Origin of the sequence: Kriegella aquimaris (genome assembly GCF_900103215.1) — a bacterium.
In the GTDB taxonomy this organism is placed as follows: Bacteria; Bacteroidota; Bacteroidia; order Flavobacteriales; family Flavobacteriaceae; genus Kriegella; species Kriegella aquimaris.
On the sequence record NZ_FNGV01000002.1, the window covers coordinates 103,635 to 129,162 of the forward strand.

Here is a 25,528-nt window from a genome sequence, read left to right on the forward strand (position 1 = left end):
CTTATTGTTTCTTCTTCATTTTGTTGTATAGGGTCTGTCTTGAAATTCCCAATTGATCGGCCGCGGCGCTATAGTTTCCGTCATGTTGGTTTAGCGCATTGATAATCATGACGTGTTCCATCTCCTCTAAGGTAACTGATTCGGTATTCATTGTCGTCACCTCGCCAGCATGTAAGAGAAAGTCATTGGGCTTTAGAACATTGCCTTCGCACAGTATTACTGCGCGTTCCATGGTATGCTGAAGTTCACGTACATTCCCGGGCCAAGTATGGGCCATTAATTTTTCTTGTGCCAAGTTGTTGATTCGCAGTCCTGGTTTGTCATATTTGGAGGCAAATTTCTTTAGGTAAAAGTCCGCTAAGATCAAGATATCCCCATCTCTGTCTCGGAGTGGAGGAACTTCGATATGTATAGTATTGATACGGTATAATAGGTCTTCACGAAAAAGTCCGTCGGCAACCATTTTATCCAAATTACCATTGGTAGCACATACCAATCGAATATCTACTGGAATCGGTTTGTTAGAACCCACACGAACTACTACCTTATTTTGAATGGCTGACAAGAGTTTCGCCTGTGTTTGCAGCGACAGATTTCCGATTTCATCTAGAAACAAGGTTCCTCCATTGGCAGCCTCGAATTTGCCTGCCCGATCTTCTTTAGAATCGGTGAAAGCGCCTTTGACATGACCGAACAATTCGCTTTCGAATAGCGTTTCGGAAATTGAACCCATATCGACGTTGATAAAGACTTCATTGTTGCGGGTCGACATGCGATGAAGTTCACGGGCAATCAATTCTTTACCTGTTCCATTTTCTCCCGTAATCAGTATATTAACATCGGTCTTGGCCACTTTTCGACTTAAATTCAAAACAGAGGTCAATGCCTTTGAATTGCCAATGATGTAATTTCTATCTTGGTTAATAACCTGTTTAAGATTGCTTTCGGCTTGTTTTAGTTCGTCGATTTTTTTTAAAGACTTTCGGAGTTCATAGGCCGACTTTACGGTTGCCAGTAATTTTTCGTTGTTCCACGGCTTTAATATGAAATCGGTGGCACCCTCTTTCAGGGCTTTGACCGCTAAATCTATGGCACCATAGGCGGTCATCATTATTACCGATATATGAGGAGCTTTTTTCCGTATTTCCCGAAGCCAGTATAAACCTTCATTGCCAGTATTTACACCAGCAGAAAAATTCATATCAAGCAATACAATATCAAATTCTTGCAGGTTTGGGAATGACGAAATTTGATTGGGGTTGCGTATAGTCTCTACGATCTTGAAATCGAATTGTAGTAATATTTCAAGGGCGCTCAATACACTTTTGCTATCATCGATTACCAGTATTTTTGCGTCTAACATGCCGAAGAAGTGATTATTAACGCCATTGCGAAGCTAGTGAGACAATCTACTTACCGTACTTATGATGTACAATATCTTGTTTGTCGTGAAATCGAGCCGTGCAATGACATCTCAAAACTACGATTTCAAATTTATTATTTTAATGAACTGTCAAATTTTTTGACAGTTCATGTATAATATTTTTACATAAATTGAATTTGAACTAACTAAAAAAATAGCATAAATAACTGATAATGTGAATGTTGTATTCGTGGCATAACAATAGTTAAGGTAGTGGCATACCAATATGTTTATGATTTCTAGAGCTTTGATTTTAGTTTTTCTTTTTTTCTGTTCCACAGGTCCAGTGATTTCGCAAGTAATATGGTCTTTAGATGACTGTATTGCTTACGCTGTCGAGCACAACCTTACGGTAAATAATTTCAGATACAATGAAGATTCCTCCAAAGAAAATCATCGCCAGTCAATTCGAAATTTATTGCCTGGCGTAAGTGGGTATTCCGATTATAATATCCGGTATGGTCGGTCTACAGATCCGAATACGAACGATATTATCAATACCGATTTCTTTTCTAACAATTATTCTTTGAACTCATCAATAGACTTGTTTCAAGGGTTTCAAAAAATGAATGCCATTAAGGCGACGAAATTCTTGTACAAAGCTACTCAAGAAGAGGCTTTGCAACAGAAATATTTGCTAGCCTTTAGGGTGATGTCGGCTTTTTATGATATTCGATTTTATGAAGAACTATTGATTGTATCCAAAGAACAAGAGGCCGTTTCACAGACGAATTTTGATTTGGTCGCCAAGCAGATTGAATTGGGCATGAAAGCAGGGTCTGACCTTTACGAGGCGGAATCTTTATTATTGACCGATAAATTAAGCGTTACACAAACTGAAAATCTTTTGGCTGGCGCTAAACTTTCCTTGATTCAAGAAATGAATCTCGAAGGAGCGAATAACATTAGTATAACTGATAATTTTGTAGCTACAACCCAAGACAGCAGTCATTTAGAAGTGAATTCGGACTCCATTTTCATGGCGGCGAAGAATTTTGTTCCTATTATAAAAGCGCAAGAACTACGCACAAAGGCCGCAAAAAAAGAAGTTGCCATGGCGCGGGGAAATCTTTATCCTTCCATATCGTTCGCCGCAGGTTATGGAACCGGATATTTTGAAACCAATGTGAATGATGATGGCATTATTCCTTTTTCTACCCAGATAAAAGATAATACATCGCGTTATGTGGGGTTCTCCATGAGTATTCCCATAAGTGATCGATGGTCGGGCAGATCAAGGGTGAAACAACAAAAAATAGCGTATTTACGGGCTCAGAATGATTTGGACATTCAAGAGCAGGAACTCTATCAGCTTATACAACAACTAGTTCAAACACATCAAGCGCTTCAAGTAGAAAGTGAACAGAGTGATAAAAAAGTCGAAGCACAAGAATTGGCCTTTAATATTGCGCAAAAAAAATATGAAAAAGGGCTGATCAATGCTTTGGATCTTTTTCAGGCCAAAACCTTATTTGCGGCAGCACAAAGTGAGAATTTACAAGTAAGGTTTAGAGGCATGGTTAATGAGAGCACCCTAGACTTTTACCGAGGATTGCCAGTATTCAATATAGAATGAAAAATAAGTTGATAACTACGTCTTTGCGAACACAGTGAAGTCAACTTTTGAACCTTTACAATAGGTTAAACAGATGACTTTGTGTCACTTTGGAAAGCTCGGTAACCGCTTCCCATAACGACTTTAATAATAAAACAAAAATATGGACATACAACTTGAAAAGAAAAAGGGATTGAGACCGAAACATTATGGTTACATCGCGCTCGGACTATTATTGCTATTCGTGGGATACCAGCTGGTCTTCGGTAGTTCGGTTTCTACCTTTAGAACGGAAAAGGACAAGCTATCCATCGCTGAGGTCTCGCAGGGTAAATTCGATGATTATATTACGATAAACGGCTATGTGGCCCCTATATCGACTATTTATATGGATGCCTATGAAGGTGGTCGGGTCATGGAAAAACTCATTGAAGAGGGGGCCATGGTCAAAGAGGGTGATATCATCCTAAGATTGGAAAACACCAATTTATACGAGCAAATTTTGGCCAGTGAAAGTAATTTGGCCCTTAAGCAGAATGATTTGCGGTCTACAAAACTAACATTTGATTCCAGACAGGTCGAAGGTAAAAAGTCGCTGGCAACCGCTAAATATGATTTACAGCGCCTAAAACGGAATTATGAACAGAACAAAGCTTTGTATGAAGACGAATTGATTTCCAAGGAGGAATATTTATTGTCCCAGGAAAATTATGAATTATCACAACAACAATATGAGATTGTAAAACTGCAGACCGAACAAGATGATGAGTTGCGAAAGACTTCTTTATCGGGCTTGGACACCGATTTGGAACGCATGCAAAAAACATTGTCAATGGTCTATCAACGTTTAGATCATCTGAATGTACGAGCTCCGGCAGACGGACAATTAGGGTTTCTAGATGCTGAAATTGGCCAGAACATTGCCCAAGGCCAACGCATAGGCGAGATTAACGTACTCACTGATTACAAGATAGAGGCAGATATCGACGAGCATTATTTAGATCGTGTCAAAAGAGATCTTATTGCCGTGTTGGAGCGCAACGGAAAAGAGTTTCCACTTCGGTTACGAAAAATATATCCAACGGTAAGGAGTGGAAAATTCAAAGTAGAATTGGTGTTTACCGATGCGAAGCCTGAGACCATACGTACGGGCCAGAGCTATAATATTAAACTGCAATTGGGAGAATCAAGCGATGCCTTATTGTTGCCGAAAGGAAGCTTTTTTCAAAGTACGGGAGGGCAGTGGATTTTTGTGGTCAAAACCGATGGAGAAGAGGCGTTGCGAAGGAACATTCGTATCGGAAAGCAGAATTCACGATATTATGAAGTGTTGGAAGGGCTTCAGGCAGGTGAAAAAGTGATAACGAGTAATTATGATTCATTTGGTGAAGCTGAGAAAATAGTCTTGAAGTAGCCTTGACAACGCTCAGCAGCTATGTCAACAAAAAGAAACCCAGAACGGAGCTCGGCATAAAATAAAATTTAAAAATCAATAGGTAACTGTCACACTGGGCGCAATCGTGACGTCTTTAAATATAAACAGATATAAATAAGTCAAAAAATGATACAAATACAGAACTTAAAAAAAAGTTTTCGAACCGAGGAAGTGGAGACCTTGGCATTGAACAACGTGAACATGAATATTGCAAGTGGGGAGTTCGCTGCTATCATGGGACCTTCGGGATGCGGAAAATCGACTTTGTTGAACATCATCGGTATGTTGGATAATCCCACAGAAGGAAGTTACCAATTTGCAGGTCATGAAGTGGGTGGTTTAAAAGAACGGCAACGCACACAATTACGAAAGGGGAATCTTGGCTTTGTTTTTCAAAGTTTCAACCTGATCGACGAACTTACCGTTTATGAAAATGTAGAACTGCCCTTGATCTATCTTAAAATGAACAAGGCCGAACGTAGGGAAAAGGTCAAGGTCGTGCTCGAGCGTATGAAGATTGCCCATCGTGAAAAACATTTCCCGCAGCAATTATCTGGGGGGCAACAGCAGCGTGTTGCCATTTCCAGGGCCGTAGTCACTAACCCCAAGTTAATATTGGCCGATGAACCTACTGGAAATCTAGATTCTAAAAATGGAATCGAAGTTATGAATCTGTTGACCGAACTGAACCAAGAAGGTACGACCATAGTTATGGTGACCCACTCTGATCGTGATTCCCACTATGCGCATAGGGTCATTAATCTATTCGATGGTCAAATAGTAACCGAAAGTCAAAACCGAGCCATGGGAGCAATGTTATAGAAATACGGAGTTTTATTCATCAATCAATCAACAATCATGTTTAAAAATAATCTTAAAATAGCGTGGAGGAGCCTTAAAAAACAACCATTTTTTACTTTTTTGAACACCTTTGGGCTCGCCATTGGTATGGCCGGGGGGTTACTTATTTCATTATACATCTATGATGAGTTCAGTTACGACAAAATGTTCACTGATGCAAATCGCATTTACAGAATAAATGCAGACATAAAGTTTGGTGGTTCTATAATGAAAGCCTCCGTAGTGGGTGCTCCCATGGCTGCTGCGATCAAGCGTGATTTTCCTCAAATTGAATCCGTCACAAGAATCAGGGACCGAGGTAGTCTACTCTTAAGAAAACTGGAAGCTGAAGCCAATACCAAAGAATCGAATGTGGCTTTCGCCGATTCCACATTCTTCAAAATGTTCGGTATAGACTTGGTCGTAGGAGATGTAAATTCGGCACTGACCGAACCCAATACCTTGGTGCTTACCAAAACGGCGGCCGAAAAGCACTTTGGTGTAAAAAATGCCTTGGGTCAACAACTTTTGCTGAACAATACCGATACGTATACCGTGGCAGGTGTTATCCCAGATTTCCCAAAAAACTCATTTCTTCGAGACCACGACGTGTTTATGGCCATGGCAGGGTTCGACGATGCGCAGCAAATGTTATGGACCAGTCATAACTACTTCACCTTTGTAAAATTGTTGCCAGAGGCCGATATCGCAGACTTTCAAGCACCCCTGCAATCGATGTTGGAAACATATATCTTTCCGTACGTGCAGAAATTCTATCCGGGTATCACCGCGGAATCTTTTGCGGCATCCGGTAATTATTTGAGGTATAGCACCATTGCGTTGACCGACATCCATTTGCATTCCAATAGGGGTACCGAGCTAAGTGCCAATAGTAGTATTCAAAATGTCTATATTCTTTCTTTTATCGGATTGTTCTTAATTCTCTTAGCCAGTATTAATTTTATGAATTTGTCAACGGCCCATTCTCTAAAAAGGGCCAAGGAAGTGGGCATTCGAAAAACTTTGGGTTCTAACAAATCTGAACTGATACGTCAATTTTTGATCGAATCAGGAGTAATTTCCTTTATTTCATTACTGTTGGCCTTGACCATAGCTATGATTGCCCTTCCTTTCTTTAATGACCTTTCAGGTAAATCAATTTCTATACCCTTCACCAATTTCATTTTTTGGATGATTTTGTTGGCTTCCGTAGCTTTTCTAGGTCTTTTTTCCGGAAGTTACCCCGCATTTTTTATGTCTAGGTTCGTTGCTGCAACGGTGTTAAAGGGCGGGGGACAACAAAGTGTGGGGGGTGGAAAGATTCGAAATTCCCTTGTCGTATTTCAATTTGCTATCTCGGTATTTCTGATTATTAGCACCTTAGTGGTCTTTCAACAGTTGAAATACATTCAAAGTAAAGATCTTGGCTTTGCTAAAGACCAGGTCTTGCTTATCGATGACACTTTTGCTGTAGGAAATAAACTGCTATCCATAAAGGAAGAAATAGAACAATTAGGGCAAGTCTCAAGTGTGACCTTGACAGGTTTTATGCCGACGCCTTCTTCCCGAAATGACAATTCCTTTTTTAAGGAAGGGTCCACCGAACAAGAAGATGCACTGCAAATGCAGAATTGGGTGGTAGACCATGATTACCTGTCCACGTTGAACATGCAGCTTATTGCGGGCAGAAATTTTGATAAGCGGCATCCCACCGATTCTACGGCGACCATTCTTAACGAGTCGGCGGTCGCTCGATTGGGTGTGGCGCCTGAAGATATTTTGGGCACACGGATATCGGGAAATCTTGGTGAAGAACGTCCGATATTCTATACCGTTATTGGGGTGGTCAAGAACTTTCATTTCGCATCGCTCCGAGAAGACATTGGTGCCTTAGGCCTTTTCCTGGGAAGTTCTAATGGTGCTATGGCCATTAAATTAAAAGCCGGTGATTTTTCAAATGCGATTGGAAATATCGAGAATATCTGGAACAGAATAGCTCCAGGTCAATTATTCAACTATCGGTTTATGGAAGATTCCTTCAATACTACCTATCAGGCAGAGCAAAAATTAGGGCGCATTTTTGTAGTATTTACGGTGCTGTCTATTTTGATTGCCTGTCTCGGTCTTTTTGGCTTAGCCGCCTTTAATGCTGAAAAGCGCACTAAGGAAATCGGTATTCGGAAAGTACTGGGGGCTAGTGTGGGCCAAATAACCTACCGGTTGACCACTGATTTCCTAAGGCTAGTAGGTATTGCAGTACTTATTTCTTTACCACTGGGCTGGTTTGCAATGAGCAAATGGCTCGAAGACTTTTCCTATAAAATTGAAGTCGGTTGGTGGGTTTTGGCGCTAGCGGCGTTTTTGGCGGTGGCCATAGCGATACTTACCGTAGGCTACCAAAGTATTAAAGCAGCCAGCATTAACCCGGTAAAGAGTTTACGTACCGAATAAATGTTGAGCGCCTCCTTTTTTTCAAAGGGAGGTGGATTCCCGCCCTTTTTTGGTGGGAAAACGGAGGGTTTGAAAATTAAAGAAGAGCAAAAAACATTGACAAAAATCAAGCATCATGTTTAAGAACTATTTAAAAATCGCTTGGCGTAATATAAAACGGAACAAGCTCCATTCCTTTATCCATATTACAGGCTTGGCCGTTGCATTTTCTATTTGTATCCTGTTGTTTTTGGTCGCTTATTTCCATCTAAGCTACGATTCTTTTCATAAGGAAAAAGACCAGTTGTTCAGAACGTCACGTTTTGTAAACAATGCTCAGGGACCCGAAGTAAGTTCCCAAATGCCGTTGCCTGCGGCGGCGGCTTTAGAAGCCGAAATTCCCGAAATCGAGACGGCTGTTACTGTCCACAGGGCAATGCCCGAAAATTTTTCATACGGGGACATAAATATGGAACGGTTGATAACTAGAACCGACCCCGATTTTTTTGAAATATTCAATTTTCCCGTCATCAAAGGAAATAGTGCAACAATACTTTCCGGCATGCATAATATCGCTTTGAGCGAAAGTACGGCCAATGCCATTTTTGGGGAGACAGATCCTATAGGTAAGGATTTGAAAATAGGAAAACCAGGGCAAGAACAAATCTATTCAGTATCCGCAGTATTAAAAGACCCTCCAAAAAATAGTAGTATTCATTTTGATGCGGTGACCAGGATTGAAACGCTCTATGGTTATGCAGAGAATAAAAATAATTGGGCATCCAATGCATCCAATGTCTTTGTCAAGATTGCGAAGAACCATGGCCCCGGGATAGTTGAAAATAAATTGGTCTCTTTCGTAGAGAAATACTATCCCGAGCAATTGGCACAACTGAAGTCCGAGCATTCGGAAGCGATGGAAACCCTTGAACTGCTCAAGGTACACCTAACCAATATTGAAGATGTGCACTTTTCTGGGGAACGGAGCGCCTCAATTGCTTTGGTTTATGCCATCATGGCGTTGGGGGCTTTTATCCTGTTGATCGCCTGCTTCAATTTTGTGAACCTCAATATGGCCCAATCCTTTAAACGAAGCCGTGAACTTGGAGTAAGAAAAACGCTGGGAGCTTTCAAAGGGCAGCTTTTTCTACAATTGTGGGGAGAGGCATTTCTACTCTATTTTTTCGGGTTTATAATGGGTATGGGACTTGCCTATCAGCTAGTACCGGCCTTTAGTGCGCAGTTTGGGGGTGGAATCGAAATTGCAACGCTATTCCAACCTGCTTTTTTGGTCATCATGCTCATTGTCTTTATAGTCGTCACTTTGATAGCCGGCGGGTATCCTGCGCTTAAAATGGCCAATTTCGGATTGGTCGAAATTTTGAAGGGCAATGTCTCCACAAAGAAACCAGGGGCTTTGAGAAATACACTGTTGGTAAGTCAGTTCGCAATCTCGAGTCTTTTGATCTGCGTGAGTTGGATAGCCAGTCAACAACTTGATTTTTTACGCGAAATACCGATCGGCTTTGAAAGGGAGCAGGTAATCAGTATTCCTGTAGGCTACCAAGAAGATGGCCGAACGGTTTTGGCGAGAATGCGGAACGAACTTGCTGAAGACCCGAATATAATCTCCATTGCAGGAGCAGGGGGAAATCTGGGTAGGGGAAGGGATCGGACAACTTCGACATCAATAACCGGATTAGATTACAATCAAAACCAAATTTCGGCCTACAGCCTCTTGGCAGATTTCGATTATCTGAAAACATTACAAATCCCAATTATAAAAGGAAGGGATTTTGATCCCAACTTCGCCACCGATACCATAAATGCCGTGGTAGTTACCGAAAGTTTTGCAAAGGCCATGGGGGAGTCTGATCCCATTGGAAAATATCTTGGCGGCGAGGGTGCCGATCAAATAATTGGCATGGTACCGGACTTTAACGCTTACTCCCCGTCTGAAAAAGAACTACCGATCCTTATCCATCTTTCGAATGATGAAACCATTAATTATATATTTCTAAAAGTCGGCACCAATGATCCGCAGGTAGTTATGGAGCGGCTTGAATCGGTTTGGGAAAAAGTAGCTCCCCGATCGTTATTCAATGCCTCATTTTTGGATGAAAACCTTCAGGCCTGGTACGAGATGGAAAGTACGTTGACCAGAGTTTTCGGAATCGCATCTGCAATCGCCATTTTTTTATCCTGTATGGGTCTTTTTGCTATTTCTATGTTAGTTATCGAATTGCGTACCAAAGAAATTGGTATTCGAAAGGTGATGGGGGCTTCAGTAAATGAAATTGTTTCGATGATTTCACTGCACTTTTTAAAGTTGGTCTTGATAAGTTTATTAATTGCGATGCCCTTGGCCTGGTATGCCATGCAAAATTGGATTCAGAACTATGAATATCGAATAGCGATAAATCCGTTGACTTTTATTGGGGTAGGACTTATAGTGGCGGTGATAGCTTTGGTCACGGTAAGTTTTCATTCGATTAAGGCCGGGAATGCCAATCCGGTAAAGAGTTTGCGTACGGAATAAAAAATAAACAATGAACAATGAACATTCGGCGGTAGGCAGAATTCATCTGTGAACAATAAATGGATAACCATCAACGGTCAACTAAAAACATAGAAACCATGTTCAAAAACTATCTAAAAATCGCTTGGCGGAACCTTTGGAAGAACAAGGGCTATACCGCAATTAATATCGGTGGGCTTGCCTTAGGTATGGCCGTTACGCTAATCATCGGTCTCTGGATCCAAGATGAGCTTACCCATAACGGCTATTTTAAAAACAATAATCGAATTGCCCAAGTTTTCCAATCACAAACATTTAATCAAGAAACCAGCACGGGCCCTGCCATACCTAGGCCCTTGGAAAAAGCACTACGCGATGGTTATGCAGACAACTTTAAGCACTTGGTGATGTCTTCATGGAACATTTCCAGATATCTGGGATACAAAGAAAAAAGTCTTTCCAAAACAGGGAATTTCATGCAGCGGGAAGCTCCAGAAATGTTAGAATTGAATATCCTAAAAGGAGAAAAAGATGGCTTACGCGAACTAAACTCCGTTATGCTCTCTGAATCTGTAGCCAAGGCACTTTTTGGCGACGAAGAACCTATAGGAAAGACGGTTGAGGTTAATAATCAATATGATGTAATGGTTACTGCGGTATATGAAGACATTCCTTTCAATAACTCCTTTAACGATGCCGAATTTCTTATGCCTTGGGATAAATTGGTCGCTACCCAAGAATGGATGAGAAATGCAATTGACCATTGGGGAAACAACTCTTTTCAGATGTTCGTACAAATTGCCGATAATACGACTATTGAAAAGGTTACGGCAACCATAAAAGACGTTAAAAAGAATTTAAACGAAGATACTGCAGAGTTCAATCCGCAGCTTTTCTTATTTCCTATGAAAGATTGGTATCTGCGTAGTAGTTTTGAAAATGGAAAACAAGTAGGTGGGCGTATAAAGTATGTCTGGCTCTTCGGCATTATAGGCGCTTTCGTATTGCTTTTGGCCTGTATAAATTTTATGAACCTAAGTACAGCGAGGTCTGAAAAGCGCGCCAAAGAGGTCGGTATTCGTAAATCAATAGGGTCGCAAAGAAATCAATTGATCAACCAGTTTTTGAGCGAATCTTTCTTGGTGGTATTGTTCGCGTTTATTATTGCCGTAGTAATTGTCTTATTGTCCATGAACGGATTTAACGATTTATCCAAAAAAGAGATATCCTTTCCTTGGGGTAGTGGTATTTTTTGGTTGATCTCGGTGGTATTTATTCTACTTACGGCTCTGGTGGCGGGTAGTTATCCTGCCCTTTATTTATCTTCCTTTAGACCCGTTGATGTGTTGAAAGGAACTTTTAAAGCCGGAAAGCACGCTGGCTTGCCAAGAAAGATTTTGGTCGTACTTCAATTCACGGTTTCGGTCGCCTTTATCATCGGAACCATCATCGTAATGCAGCAGATTAATCATGCCAAGAATCGACCCGTGGGTTATGATAAAGAAGGTTTGGTACAAATACCTACTTTTAGTGAAGACTTTGCTGGTAAGTATGATCTGATGCGTAGCGAATTTTTGAATTCAGGTGCGGTGATTGAAATGTCGGCTTCTAGTAGTCCCACTACTCAAATATGGTCCAATCGAGGGGGTTTTGAGTGGGAGGGTAAACCCGAAGGCTTTCAAGAAGATCTGGCTTGGACGGAGGTCACTCCCGAGTATGCCAAATCGCTGAACCTAAAAATAGTAGAGGGCAGGGACTTTTCCCGTGAATTCGCTTCAGATTCCAATGCTATTCTCATCAACCAAACGGCCTTAAAGTATATGGGGTTAGTTGATCCCATTGGTAAATTTTTAAAAGATGATGATGAAGAAGACCCTGAACCTCCATTAAAAATTATTGGGGTGGTCGAAGATATGATTACGCAATCACCTTATGAACCTGTAAAGCAGGGCGTCTATGTTTTTGACAAACACGGCAATTCCAGTTTTTACAATATGCGTTTGAATCCAAATCAGAGTGCAAGTCAGAACATGGCGATTATTGAAAGTGTGTTCAAAGAACATTTCCCCAACCTTCCGTTCCAATACGATTTTGTCGATGATAAATACGGCGAAAAATTCGCTGCCGAAGAACGCATCGGAACCTTATCGGGGGTTTTTACGGCCTTGGCCATTTTGATAAGCTGTCTTGGGCTGTTCGGACTTACATCATTTGTGGCGGAACAGCGTACCAAGGAAATAGGTGTTCGTAAAGTGCTGGGAGCTACCGTATTCAATGTCTGGAATATGCTTTCCAAAGATTTTTTAAAGCTAGTGGTCATTTCCTGTTTTATTGCTATTCCCATATCGTATTATGTCATGAACGGGTGGTTGCAAGACTATCCATACCATGTGATCTTAGAGTGGTGGATCTTTGCCCTGGCGGTTATTGGAGCATTAGCGATCACTATTCTAACCGTGAGTTTTCAGGCCATTAAAGCGGCCAATGCAAACCCTGTAAAAAGCTTACGGACCGAATAAGAGTTTAGGCTCCTCCCTTTTTTTCAAAGGGAGTTGGTTCGATTGAAGATCGAATCGGAGGGTTTATAAACAACTCAAAGGAAGGTGTCCTGACGTTTCAGTCAGGACGAAGGATTTGAAATAATATAAAAAGTAGTGGATTTCTACACTTTCAGAAGGAAGACAAAAAATCTATAAATGCCGAAAGTATTCGGCCAAAACATGAGGATTATGCTAAAAAACCATCTGAAAATCGCCTTACGCTTCTTTTTGAGGAACAAACTGTTTACAGGCATTAATGTCTTAGGACTTTCAATTGGGATAACGGCATTTATTCTGTTGATAAGTTACATTGGGTTCGAAAAGAGCTATGATAGCTTTATTCCCAATGTCGATAATCTATATAGGGTAACATTGACCACAAATCTTGGGGGTAATGGTTTTGCTACATCTGCAACCAATCACCCAATGGCCGGGCCTGCAATGCTATCAGATTTTCCGGAAGTTGAAAGTTATACCCGAATCGCTGATAAACCAATGGCATTTTCTGGCACTATGAATATTTCATACACCAATACGCTTGGTGACGAAATAAAATCAGATGCAATTGATGATTATATCTATTTTGCTGATAATGCCATTATCGACATGTTTGATATACAATTTATTCAAGGCGATGCAGCAACTGCCCTCGACGAGCCTATTACGGTAATTCTGACCGAGAAAATAGCACATCGATTTTTCGGAAACGAAGACCCTATTAACAAAATGATTGAAATCAATGACAATTTCAAACTCAAAGTAACCGGTGTTTTTAAAGATCGACCAGAGAATACGCACTTACCTATGGGTATGATTGTTTCATATAATATCTTCGGACAAGATGGTGATCACGCGAATAGTTGGGTATGGCCAGAGTTTTACAATTATGTGAAACTTAAACCAGGTACAGATCCGAAGGTAGTCGAGGCTAAGTTTCCGGCATTCGTAAAAAAATATTTGGGAAATATCATGAATGAGCATGGATTTGAGGCAAAATTTGCTTTACAACCGGTTAAAGACATTCATTTAAAATCTCATTTATTAAAAGAAATCTCTCCCAATAACAGTGAAGGTACGCTGTATTTTTTATTAATCGTAGCCGGTTTTATTATAGCCATTGCCATGATTAATTTCATCAATCTATCCACGGCCAAATCAATGGAGCGTGCCAAAGAGGTAGGGCTTAAAAAGGTAGTCGGTGCTCCTCGGTCTGTACTCATACATCAATTTCTATTTGAATCGCTTATCATTAATTTCTTTGCAGTTATCATATCATTTGTCTTAATTAATTTGTTGATTCCTTCCTTTAATTCATTGGTTGGCATAGACGTTCTAAACTTTGGAATGTGGGGTAAATGGCAAGTATGGTTGGCCATGCTGGGCATATTTCTTATAGGAGGAATTTTAGCAGGCCTCTACCCTGCCTTTGTATTGTCCAGTTTTGTACCCATTGAAGTCCTTCGAGGTAAGTTTCATAAAACAACAAAAGGCAATATACTTCAGAAGACTTTGGTAGTTGCTCAATTTGTTATTTCAATTGCCCTAATAGCGGGCACGTATATTGTTTATAATCAATTCTCCTACATGCAGAATCAAGATCTTGGTTTCAATGCGGAGCAAAATCTCGTTTTTTCTGCACCAACATATGCCGATTCTACCACACAACAAAAAATAGAATCTTTTAAACGTGAACTAATTCAAAACCCAAAAATCAATAATGTTGCCTTGTCCGATGAAATCCCCGGCAAACCCATCATACAAGGGAATACGATACGTCAGGTGCACGAACGAAGAGAATTGGGGGTCAATGCCAATTTCGTAATTATCGATCAAGATTTTATAAAAACCTACGGCATCAAACGCTTAGCAGGACGAGATTTTGTAAAAGAAGACGCAAGCTCATTGTATACCCGTGAGGGGGCAGTTCCATCAGGTCATCGCGTCGTAATCAATCGTTCGGCTGCAAAAAATTTAGGATTTTCCGACCCTGAGGCCGCTATAGACCAAAAGATGATATTCAAGTTTGGCCCCATAGATAGAACAGCACAAATAATAGGAGTGGTAGAAGACCATCATCAACAATCATTACAAAAAGGTTATGACCCTATTGTCTTCATGCATTTCGAGAGCTATGGTGCCTCGTTTGTAACCGTAAATATTACGGGCGACAATATTCGTGGGACAATGGGCCAAATCGAGGCCAAGTTCAAAGAGTTTTTCCCGAACGACTTATTCAACTCCTTTTTTATTGATGACTACTTTAATCGCCAATACCGGGCCGAATCGAAGTTCGGAACTATTTGTTTGGTATTCTCTATGTTGGCGATTTTTATAGCGGCATTGGGTCTTTTCGGTTTAGGGTCACATATGGCCATGCAAAAGACCAAAGAGATAAGTATACGAAAAGTTATGGGTGCCACAGTGGCACAGGCTTTGGCGATAATTCCAAGAAAGTTGTTAAGCCTGGTACTATTATCGGGAGCGATAGCCTTGCCCATCATTTACTTTGTCACCAAAAAGTGGTTGGAAAAATATGCTTTTAAAATTGACCTTAGTGTTTCGATGTTCTTAATTCCCTTGTTGTTGGTTTTAGTGGTCGCCGCACTGTCGATATTATCACAATCCTTTAAAACGGCAATGGTCAATCCGGCAGAATCGTTAAGAAACGAATAATCATCAATCAGAAAATCGACAAACATGTTTAAAAATTATTTAAAAATCGCTTGGCGAAGCATCAAAAGCGAAAAACTGTTCACCTTTATAAAAATAGGGGGCTTTGCAGTGGGCATTGCTGCTTGCTTGTTAATTGCATTGTTCATATCGGATGAATTGAACTATGATCGACATTATGCCAATTCGGATCAAATTTATAGGGTAGTACTGCAGGCAGAAATAGATGGGGAAATGAAAAAAAGCACCCATTTCCCATTGCCCATGGCACAGACAATCGAAGCAGATTTTCCTGAAATTAAAAAGGCGGGTAAAATATTCGGTTCTGCACTTTCTTCCGGCGGAAAAAGAGCATTCCGTTCGGGTGGAGAGACCCAGAACATTTTTGAGGGGGGATTCCTGTATGGTGACCAGAACATATTCGAGATACTTGAAATACCACTGGTACAAGGCAACTCTAAGGAAGCGTTGACAGGGCCAGATAACATTGTTATCTCAAAGTCGAAAGCGGCAAAATATTTCCCCAATGGAAGCGCTCTGGGGCAAACGTTGATTTTAGACGATAATGCTTCAAAGCCGTATACCATAACAGGTGTGATGCCTGATTTTCCGAGTAATTCACATCTCGATTTCGATTTTCTATTGCCCATTGATGATACCAATCTAAGTTGGACATCACAAAACTACTTTACCTATGTCCTTTTGGATGAAAAAAGTAACGTCGGGGAACTGCAGCATAAAATGCGTTCTATAATAGAGAACTATGTGATTCCAGCCCAAATCAAAAGAGGTAGGGATGCATCTTTTATAGAAATTTTAAAAAGTATAGAATACAAATTGCAGCCTATTGGCGACATTCACCTAAAATCGGATATTGAAATGGCCGATGGATTAAGGCATGGAGACCTCCGTTTCGTTTGGCTCTTCGCAGCTATTGCTGGGTTTATTTTAATTTTAGCCTGCATTAATTTCATCAACTTATCAACGGCAAAATCTGCGAACAGGGCAAAAGAAGTTGGTTTGCGAAAAACGGTCGGTGCTTTCAAGAGTAACCTTGTGGCTCAGTTCCTTACAGAGTCGGTTTTATTTAGCTTTATATCGTTTATAATCGGAGTGGTAATGGCATGGCTTTTACTTCCCACATTCAATTCCATTGCCGAAAAGACGATAGAAATACCTTGGACGGCATGGTCTTTTATGCCTGTTTTATTTATCTCGGCCCTGATTATTGGAATTATTGCGGGTTTATATCCTGCCTTTTATCTCTCCGCCTTCCGACCCGTAAATGTTTTAAAAGGAAGTTTGAGTAGAGGCGGTAAAAGTGGAAAATTACGAAGTGGATTGGTCATTTTTCAGTTTGCAACTTCCGTTGTCTTGATTATTGGAACGCTGATTATCTACAAACAGATGGACTTTATACTAAAAAAGGAACTGGGTTACGACAAAGAACAAGTCATGATTTTGGACGGTGCCAATGTCTTGGGAAGCAAGTCTGAGAATTTCAAACAACAACTCTTACAATTGCCCCAGGTACAACAGGTATCCCAAAGCGATTATCTACCCGTGGACGGTTCCAAACGCAATCAGACTACGTTCACTATTGTAGGCGAAGGAAGCCAAAATGGTGGCATCTTGAGCCAAACTTGGCAGATAGACTATGATTACATAAAAACCTTGGGTATGCAAATTGTAAAAGGCCGCGATTTTTCAAGGGAGTTTGCTTCCGATTCTATCAATTCCATTATTATCAATCAAAAAATGGCTTATGACCTTGGGCTTAAAAACCCCGTGGGAAAACAAATTGATAACAACAACAAACAGTGGACGATCGTGGGTGTTGTCGATGATTTTCATTTCAAATCTTTGAAAGAAGATATCACTCCTGTTGCCTTACGTTTGGGTAACGATATAGGAACGATTGCGGTAAAAATCGGTTCTGGGAACATCAAGGAATCTTTGGCGGCCATCACAGCAATTTGGAACCGCAATGTGCCGAACCAATCTTTAAGTTATAGTTTTCTGGATCAGAAATTTGCCCAAATGCACGAAGACGTCCAACGCATGGGGAAAATCTTTAACAGTTTTGCCCTATTTGCTATTCTTGTGGCCTGTTTAGGTCTATTTGCGCTCTCCGCTTTTATGGTGGAACAACGACAAAAGGAAATCAGTATACGCTTGGTGCTTGGCGCACCATTTAAAAGTATCTACAGCTTATTGACACTTGATTTTATGAGGTTGGTCTTGATCTCAATTGTCTTGGCCGTCCCCATTGGTTGGTTTATGATGCAGCGTTGGCTCGAAGATTTTGCATATCGCGTTAATATTGGTTGGGAAGTATTTCTGAGCGCAGGATGCATTGCATTGGCCATTGCACTACTGACGATAAGTTATCAGTCTATCGGTGCAGCACTGATCAAACCGCTAAAAAGTTTACGTACTGAATAATAGAAATAGTTAAGGCTACTACTTTTTTTTAAAGGGAGGTGGTTCGATCGAAGATCAAATCGGAGGTTTTGAAAATAAAAATTTAATAAAGGTAGATTCCCGCACTTTTCTGCGGGAAGACGGATGGGTTGAATAAGAAATAAAGATAAAACATAGCATCAAGGGGTTTGGTTTTTTAGGAAATATGAATAATGAAACTCCCCTCTTTCTTCCGATTATGCCGTGTAAGCTTGGCACAAATCGGAATTCATTTCCCTCTTTTAAAAGAAAGAGGGCGCGCAAAAGAATAAAGAATGCTGAATTGATTTCGGCACAAGAAATAAAATCATGTTAAAGAACAATTTTAAAATAGCATTGCGAAATATTTTAAGAAACAAAGGATTATTCTTTCTGAATATAATAGGGCTGTCCTTAGGCATTGCATCTTGTTTGGTTATTATGCTTTTTGTAATCGACGAACTGAGTTATGATAGGTTCAATGAAAAAGCTGATGAAATCATGCGTGTGGTGTTCAAAGCAAAAATTGAAGGTGAAGATGTGCGGGAAGCAGTTGTCATGCCACCGGTAGCAGAAACCCTCAAACGTGAATTTCCCGAAGTGAACGATGCTACGCGCCTAAGAAGAATGGGCGAACCCATTGTAGTATACAATAACACGACTTTTAAAAACAGTAAATATGCGTGGGTAGATCCTAATTTTCTTGAGGTGTTCACGCTTCCGGTTATTGAAGGAAAAGCAGTTTCGCCCCTAGACGAACCTTTTAGTGTCGTACTTACCCAAAAGGAAGCGCAGCGATATTTCGGTAGTTCAAAAAATGCAATTGGCAAAAATTTGGAATTAGAAGGATACGACCAACACTATAAGATTACCGCCATTATAGACGAAGTTCCAACAAATTCGCACTTTCACTTCGATGCGTTTGTCTCTATGAATGGTCATGAACTTGCACAGAGTGGTACTTGGATGAATTCTGATTTCTTTACCTTTTTAGTATTACGCAAAGGATATCCCTACGAGCTATTACAGGCAAAACTTCCAGAGGTGTTAAAACAACATATGGGACCACAACTGCAGGAAGAATTAGGGATCAGCTACGACGAATTTAACCAAGAGAATTCGTTGGGGCTTTACCTACAGCCCTTGACCGACATTCACCTGAATCCCGAGTTTTCAAAGGCCTCTACTTTAGAACAAGGGGGTGATATCAAATACGTTTATATCTTTAGTGCCGTAGCACTTTTCATGCTACTCATCGCCTGTATCAATTTTATGAATCTTTCTACGGCCGCTGCGGCTAAAAGGGCAAAAGAGGTCGGTATACGTAAAGTATTGGGGTCGAATAAAAAGCAGTTGATCAAACAATTTTTAATGGAATCGGCCATAGATACTGTTATAGCTGTACTAATTTCTTTTCTAATAGTGATTGTTTCCATACCCTTCTTTAACGCTCTTTCAGGGAAAGAGTTACAGTCGCAGCAGCTTCTAAAACCTTCTTTTTTGGTAATATTTCTTTTTGGCGCTATAATTATTAGCCTTCTAGCAGGAGGGTATCCGGCATTTTTCCTTTCTTCCTTTAAACCCATTTCAGCCCTGAAAGGCAAATTTTCAGGTTTCGGTAAAAGTAAAGGTATTCGAAGCGGACTGGTCATATTCCAGTTTGTGATATCCGCTGGGTTAATATTGGCCGTTTTGGTGGTCAATCAACAAATGTCATACATCCAGGATAAAAACTTAGGCTACGATAAAGATCAAATTCTTGTTTTGCGTGATTCCTATCTATTGGGTAACAACAATGAGGTTCTGAAAAATGAGTTGTTGAAAGACCCGAAAGTAGCAGGTATTAGCCAGTCTTCTTTTGTGCCTGCAGGCCCCTCGGATCGCAGTGTATATGGAATTTATAAAGACGGCAAGTTCAAACGAAGGAGTTCACTCTACAATATAGACGAAAGCTATCTTTCTGTAATGGGCATAGAGCTCTTGGAGGGTCGTAATTTTTCGAAAGAATTTGGTTCTGAGGAGGGGAAGACCATCATCAATCAAAGTGCTGCAAAGGCCTTTGGTTTGGGTGACAATCCTATAGGAAAGACTTTTGAAAGGGCGGGAGACCCAGAGAATCAAAAACTTACCGTAATCGGGGTGGTCAAAGACTTTCACCACGAATCGTTGCATCGGGCTATTGAGCCTTTGATTATGGTTTATGGTTCTTACGGCGGATTAATTGTACGGGCAAATACGGGAGACATGGCTGGTTTGATTGCCGATACCGAAACACTTTGGAATGATTTTAACACCAACGAAACCTTTAATTACAGTTTGCTCGATGAATCATATAGAAAAACCTACTTGTCGGAACAAAAGATGGGTACCGTGCTTTACGTTTTTGCACTTTTGACCATTTTCGTGGCCTGCTTAGGGCTTTTCGGGCTAGTAACTTTTACCACCCAGCAGCGATTTAAGGAAATAGGTATCCGTAAAGTGCTTGGCTCATCGGTGCCACAGATTGTGGCCATGCTTTCTTCCGATTTCTTGAAATTAGTAGGTATCTCTTTTATAGTGGCCTTCCCCTTAGGGTATTATCTTATGGAGAAATGGCTACAAGGTTTTGCTTATCGGATCGAGATGCAATGGTGGCTTTTTCTCTTAACGGGATTGATTACAATTATGATCGCCTTTTTAACCATCGGCTGGAAAAGTTTCAGGGCGGCTACGATGAATCCCGTTAATGCTTTAAAGGATGATTAAGTACGAGTATAAAAGGAGGAATACAAACCACTTTCTCGCTAAGGGAGGTTGAATTACAAATGATTAAAACAGGGAGCCATGTTAAAGCATAATATTTTCCTTTTTCTAAGGAACATAAAAAAAAACAAAAGTACTTTTCTGATTAATACCATGGGTCTGGGGGTGGGTATTGCTTCTTTCTTGGTATTGGCACTGTATGTTTACAACGACCTCACCTATAATCATTTTCATGAGAATATTTCCAATATCTATAGGGTTCGTGAAGGGGAAAGTTCTATGACCAAAGGTCTTTTGCTGCCCCAAATGATAAAAGAAATTCCGGAAATAGAAAATGGAACGCGCATTTTCGATTGGGAAGGGTTTCGCATAAGCTATTAAGACGTGGCATTCCTTGAAAACATCTACTACGTAGACGATGGATTTTTCTCGGTATTTACTTTTCCGTTTACAGAGGGCTCTGCCCAAAATGCGATAGAAGACAAATACGGTGTTGTCATAAGTAAGACATTTGCGAAAAAATATTTTGGAAGCGATTCCGCCATTGACAAACAGCTTCGAATTAAATATGATGATATATTCCTCACTGTTAAAGGGGTGGTTGATATACCTGAGAACTCTTCCGTAAAATTTGACATTGTTGCGTCTTATGAAATGGGAGAAGAAATTTCTCCGTGGATCAAAGATGTTCACGATTGGTACAATACCTTTTCTATAACCTACGTGCAGTTGAAGGATGGCGCCAATGCTGAGGATGTTAAAGATAAACTACAACGTATTGTAATTGAAAATTTCCTTCCCGTGGGTGAGAATAAAACCGATTTGAATCTACTGCCTTTTAGTGAATACCACGCGGCGGAAGAATCGAACCAGACTCTGATTATTATTTTAGCCATCATCGCTCTAGGGATTATTGGCATTGCAATTGTCAATTTTATAAATCTCACTATAACCAATTCTTTGGTGCGAATTAAGGAAATTGGCATTAAAAGAGTGCATGGGGCTACTCGGCAAAATTTATTCCAGCAAATAAATGACCGAATCTCTAATGGTAAGTTTTATAGCCTTAATTTTTGGGATTGTAATGGTTGTTTTACTTCTTCCAACTTTTAATCGCCTGTTTGAGACCGATTTACAGTTTAACCCTATTCAGAATACTTTGTTATTGTGGGTTTTGGTTATAATTTGGGGTATTGTCGGCCTACTTTCCGGTTTGATTCCCGCTTTATTCTGGTCTCGAAGTAAGTTGATCCAAAGTCTTCATGGCAACTTATTTCCGGTAAATAAAAAATCAGTCTCCAGGCATTCGTTGATTGTTATACAATTTGTGATAGCGATTGTACTTATTTCCGGGACTTTTATGATTCGGAAACAGATTGATTTTATGCTTCAAAAGGATCCTAAATTTGATGATGAGAATGTGATTGCTGTGCAAACGGATAGCTGGCAGTATGAGAATCTTGAAGAGGCCTCCCGAAATTTAAAAAGAATCTCCGAAGAATTAGAGGCAAATCCTTTTGTAGAATCGGTTAGTTTCTCTGGAAGCATTCCTGGGGACTACGACGAGAATTACAATGGTTTTTACCCAGAAGGTTCAAGCACGGCTGAGCGTATGTTTCTTAGAAAGGCGTATGTTGGCCAGAACTATTTTAAAACGATGGGAATAGATTTTTTAAACGGCTCTGGTTTTGACCAAGCCATCACAGCTGTTAAAAATAGCGTCGTTTTAAATAAAAAGGCCATGGAAGAGTTGGGTTTCACGGAAGCCACAGGACAGATTCTTCATGAAGGCTCTCGAACAGGAAATCCATACCGTATAGTTGGTGTAATCGATAATTTTAGCTATCAGGGCGTACAAAGGGAAATACAGCCTTTGGCTCACTTTTTTTCAGAACAGGAAAACTTTGCCGATTGGGATTATTTGTTGGTAAAGGCCAAAGCAGGTGCTAGCTTTCAGGTAATTGATTTGCTGAAGGAAAAATGGCAAGAGGGGTTACCAGGGTTTCCTCTTACTCATTTTTTTGCCAATGAAAAACTTAACGAACAATACAAAGAATATATTAAGGTAAATACACTTATCGCATGGTTTTCGATCTTGGCCATACTGCTTTCCTGTGTGGGTCTTTTTGCCCTGTCAAAGTTTACAATGGCACGTCGGGTAAAAGAAATTGGTATTCGAAAAGTCAATGGGGCCAAGGTTTCCGAAATATTGGCCCTACTCAATAAAGATTTTTTAAAATGGGTTATTGTGGCCTTTGTGATTGCCGTTCCGTTGGCGTATTACGGATTTACAAAATGGCTGGAAGGTTTTGCCTATAAAACCACGATAAGCTGGTGGATATTTGCCCTTGCAGGAATAGCAGCACTTGTTATTGCCATGGCAACGGTCAGTTGGCAGAGCTTTAGGGCCGCCATAGCGAACCCGGTGGATGCTTTACGGGATGAGTAACTCCTCTTCTTTGAGGAGGCCAAGGGATGATAAAAAATAGAACATTATGAACAACCTATTTCTGAAAATCGCAACGCGCTATTTGTTAAAGAACAAACTGTATTCGTTTATTAACATCTTTGGTTTGGCAATTGGTGTGGCTTCGTTTATTTTGATTATGCTCTATGTAAACCATGAGCGAAGCTATGATAAATTTGAAGGTTCCGAATATGTGCATCGGGTCTACATGGACTATCTGGAGGGCGGCGAATATGTTGCTGGCGACGCCAATGCCTACATTGTAAGCGGTCCAACTTTACAAGAAAAATTCCCCGAAATTATAGACTTTGTTCGGCTTCGCCGTATGACCGGATTGGTGTTGTTACATGACAATAATGTTTTTGATAAAAACGCTGGTGCCTTGGCAGATCCCAGTTACTTTGAAATCTTCGACCGCACCCTGGAAAAGGGTGACGCACATACTGCATTGAACGAACCGTATTCCATAGTGCTCTCGGCCTTGTTGGCAGAAAAGATTTTTGGTGCTGCAAATCCTATCGGTGAAACCGTAAAGATAGCTGCTGGAGGTAACACAAATTTTAAGGTAACCGGGGTCATGAGCGGCGAAGTTAAAAATTCGCATATCAATAACGATTTTCTGGTGTCCTTCAAAACCTTCTATACTTGGCCGGTATTTGAGCGTGATTGGAAATATACATGGAATCAAAATGAGTACTATACCTATTTAAAATTAGACCAAAATGCCGATCCTGCTTCGTTAAATAAGAAAATAATGGCGTTTGAACCAGAAGGGCTTAAAAACGAAAGGCATCATCTCGAACCCATAGAAGATATTCACCTGAATTCAAATAAGCCGTATGAGGCAGAGACCAATGGCAGTGCTAATAACATTCGACTCTTGACAATCATAGCATTCATAACCATTCTGCTTTCCTGGATGAATTATATTAATCTCTCTACTAGCAAATCAATGGAACGTGCCAAGGAAATAGGGATTCGTAAGGTGGTCGGGGCAAGAAGGTCACAATTAATCTTACAGTTTCTGGTAGAATCCGGTCTCCTGAATTTTATGGCAATTGTCTTGGCAATCGCTACGGCATATGCTTTACTTCCTGCCTTTAATCGGTTTGTGGGATTGGACTTAAATTTAAATAATGTGCAAACAAAAGGGCTGCTGCCGTATTTTAGTTTTATACTGTCGGGTATTATCCTGTCTGCTTCCTATCCTGCTTTTATATTAAGCAAGTACAAGTCGGTGACCGTGCTAAAAGGAACGTTACGAACTTCCACCAAAGGACTCAATCTTCGGAGAGGACTTATTATTGGCCAATTTTTAGTAACTATCGTTCTTTTGACAGGCGCGTTTTTGACCAACAAGCAAATTCGTTTTCTCCAAAACCGGCCTATTGGTGCCGAACTTAGTAACCTGGTTGCACTAAACGGACAAGTATTGAACAGGAAAACGGATTCACTTTTGAAACAAGATTTCAGTACATTGTTAGCTGAGCTCAAAAAAAGCCCTTATGTGAAAGACGTGGCTTTGGCGCAAACTTTTCCTGGGGATGATTTTTCGAATATGAATTCAAATATTGGGGTAATGTTTCCCGATGGAACGACGGATGAAAAACGAGTATGGTATAACTATACCGTTCAGCCGAATTACTTTGATCTGATGGGTATGCAATTCGTGGCAGGGAAAGCCTTTTCGCAAACGACAATGGAAAGAAGTAATAACATTGTAATCAATGAAAAAATGGCCCGTTTGATGGGTATTTCAGATATGCAAGGTCTAATCGATGAAACCATAAAATTTTGGGATCAAGATTGGGCCATTAAAGGGGTGGTCAAAGATTATCATCATTTTGGACTGAAATCATCGATTGAGCCGCTCATCATAACACATAATAAGAGCATTGGAAACATTTTGGTAAAGTTAGATGAAAGTACCGCTACAATGGCTGGCACTGCAGTTGCCATGAATCAATTAAATAAAACCTGGCATAAAGTTTTTCCAGAGAGTACTTATAGCTATACTTTTTTAGACCAAAATTTCCAACGGCAATATATTGAGGATAGAAAATTTGCCAAAGCTTTTCAAATATTTACATTGTTGGCCATATTGATTGCTTCCATGGGGCTTTTTGGTCTAACGTCCTACACCTGCATCAAACGGAAAAAGGAAATTGGAGTGCGTAAGGTAAATGGTGCGACGATTACGCAGATTCTTTCGCTATTGAATATAGACTTTGTGAAATGGGTAGGTTTCGCTTTTATTATCGCCGTACCTATAGCATGGTATGCTATGAGCAAATGGCTGGAAGGGTTTGCCTATAAAACCACGATAAGCTGGTGGGTATTTGCTCTTGCGGGAATAGCTGCCCTTATTATTGCCATGGCAACGGTCAGTTGGCAGAGCTTTAGGGCCGCCATAGCGAACCCGGTGGATGCTTTAAGGGATGAGTGAAAAACTGAGAAAAAAAGTCG

14 protein-coding genes are annotated in these 25,528 nt (G+C 40.4%); 13 read left to right on the plus strand and 1 reads right to left on the minus strand.

Annotated features, from left to right (window positions below; all coding sequences use genetic code 11):
- Nucleotide 1 precedes the first annotated feature (1 nt).
- Nucleotides 2-1,363 carry a sigma-54-dependent transcriptional regulator gene (locus tag BLS33_RS05610; RefSeq protein WP_089886416.1) on the minus strand — a complete coding sequence of 454 codons (1,362 nt, stop codon included), beginning with the start codon at nt 1,361-1,363 and terminating at the stop codon, nt 2-4.
- 292 nt (nt 1,364-1,655) lie between these two features.
- On the opposite strand from BLS33_RS05610, the gene BLS33_RS05615 reads away from it, so the two are divergent.
- The 13 genes from BLS33_RS05615 to BLS33_RS05675 all read left to right on the plus strand — a co-directional run bounded on the left by BLS33_RS05615 (nt 1,656) and on the right by BLS33_RS05675 (nt 25,508).
- Nucleotides 1,656-2,999, plus strand: coding sequence for a TolC family protein (locus tag BLS33_RS05615; protein WP_218129541.1), 1,344 nt, complete (start codon nt 1,656-1,658; stop codon nt 2,997-2,999).
- A 142-nt stretch (nt 3,000-3,141) separates the two neighbouring features.
- Nucleotides 3,142-4,392 carry an efflux RND transporter periplasmic adaptor subunit gene (locus tag BLS33_RS05620; protein WP_089886421.1) on the plus strand — a complete coding sequence of 417 codons (1,251 nt, stop codon included), beginning with the start codon at nt 3,142-3,144 and terminating at the stop codon, nt 4,390-4,392.
- 147 nt (nt 4,393-4,539) lie between these two features.
- Nucleotides 4,540-5,235 (plus strand): ABC transporter ATP-binding protein, encoded by a 696-nt coding sequence (locus BLS33_RS05625; RefSeq protein ID WP_089886423.1) that lies wholly within the window; start codon nt 4,540-4,542, stop codon nt 5,233-5,235.
- Nucleotides 5,236-5,271: 36 nt separating this feature from the next.
- Nucleotides 5,272-7,704, plus strand: a complete 2,433-nt coding sequence (locus BLS33_RS05630) for an ABC transporter permease (RefSeq protein ID WP_089886425.1) — start codon at nt 5,272-5,274, stop codon at nt 7,702-7,704.
- 115 nt (nt 7,705-7,819) lie between these two features.
- Complete coding sequence (locus BLS33_RS05635; protein WP_089886426.1) at nt 7,820-10,222, plus strand: ABC transporter permease; 2,403 nt, start codon at nt 7,820-7,822, stop codon at nt 10,220-10,222.
- A 98-nt stretch (nt 10,223-10,320) separates the two neighbouring features.
- Nucleotides 10,321-12,720, plus strand: coding sequence for an ABC transporter permease (locus tag BLS33_RS05640; RefSeq protein ID WP_089887082.1), 2,400 nt, complete (start codon nt 10,321-10,323; stop codon nt 12,718-12,720).
- Nucleotides 12,721-12,897: 177 nt separating this feature from the next.
- Nucleotides 12,898-15,414 carry an ABC transporter permease gene (locus BLS33_RS05645; protein WP_089886428.1) on the plus strand — a complete coding sequence of 839 codons (2,517 nt, stop codon included), beginning with the start codon at nt 12,898-12,900 and terminating at the stop codon, nt 15,412-15,414.
- Between the two features lie 24 nt (nt 15,415-15,438).
- Complete coding sequence (locus BLS33_RS05650; RefSeq protein WP_089886430.1) at nt 15,439-17,856, plus strand: ABC transporter permease; 2,418 nt, start codon at nt 15,439-15,441, stop codon at nt 17,854-17,856.
- A 327-nt stretch (nt 17,857-18,183) separates the two neighbouring features.
- Nucleotides 18,184-20,598 carry an ABC transporter permease gene (locus tag BLS33_RS05655; RefSeq protein ID WP_089886432.1) on the plus strand — a complete coding sequence of 805 codons (2,415 nt, stop codon included), beginning with the start codon at nt 18,184-18,186 and terminating at the stop codon, nt 20,596-20,598.
- A 78-nt stretch (nt 20,599-20,676) separates the two neighbouring features.
- On the plus strand, nt 20,677-20,976 hold the full coding sequence (locus BLS33_RS05660; RefSeq protein WP_089886433.1) for a hypothetical protein: 300 nt from the start codon (nt 20,677-20,679) through the stop codon (nt 20,974-20,976).
- Between the two features lie 3 nt (nt 20,977-20,979).
- Entirely contained in the window at nt 20,980-21,708 is a 729-nt protein-coding gene (locus tag BLS33_RS05665) for an ABC transporter permease (RefSeq protein WP_089886435.1), read from the plus strand.
- Nucleotides 21,680-23,044, plus strand: coding sequence for an ABC transporter permease (locus BLS33_RS05670; protein ID WP_176801342.1), 1,365 nt, complete (start codon nt 21,680-21,682; stop codon nt 23,042-23,044). Before BLS33_RS05665 ends, BLS33_RS05670 begins: the two co-directional genes overlap by 29 nt.
- 46 nt (nt 23,045-23,090) lie before the next feature.
- Nucleotides 23,091-25,508 (plus strand): ABC transporter permease, encoded by a 2,418-nt coding sequence (locus tag BLS33_RS05675; RefSeq protein ID WP_089886438.1) that lies wholly within the window; start codon nt 23,091-23,093, stop codon nt 25,506-25,508.
- Nucleotides 25,509-25,528: the final 20 nt, after the last annotated feature.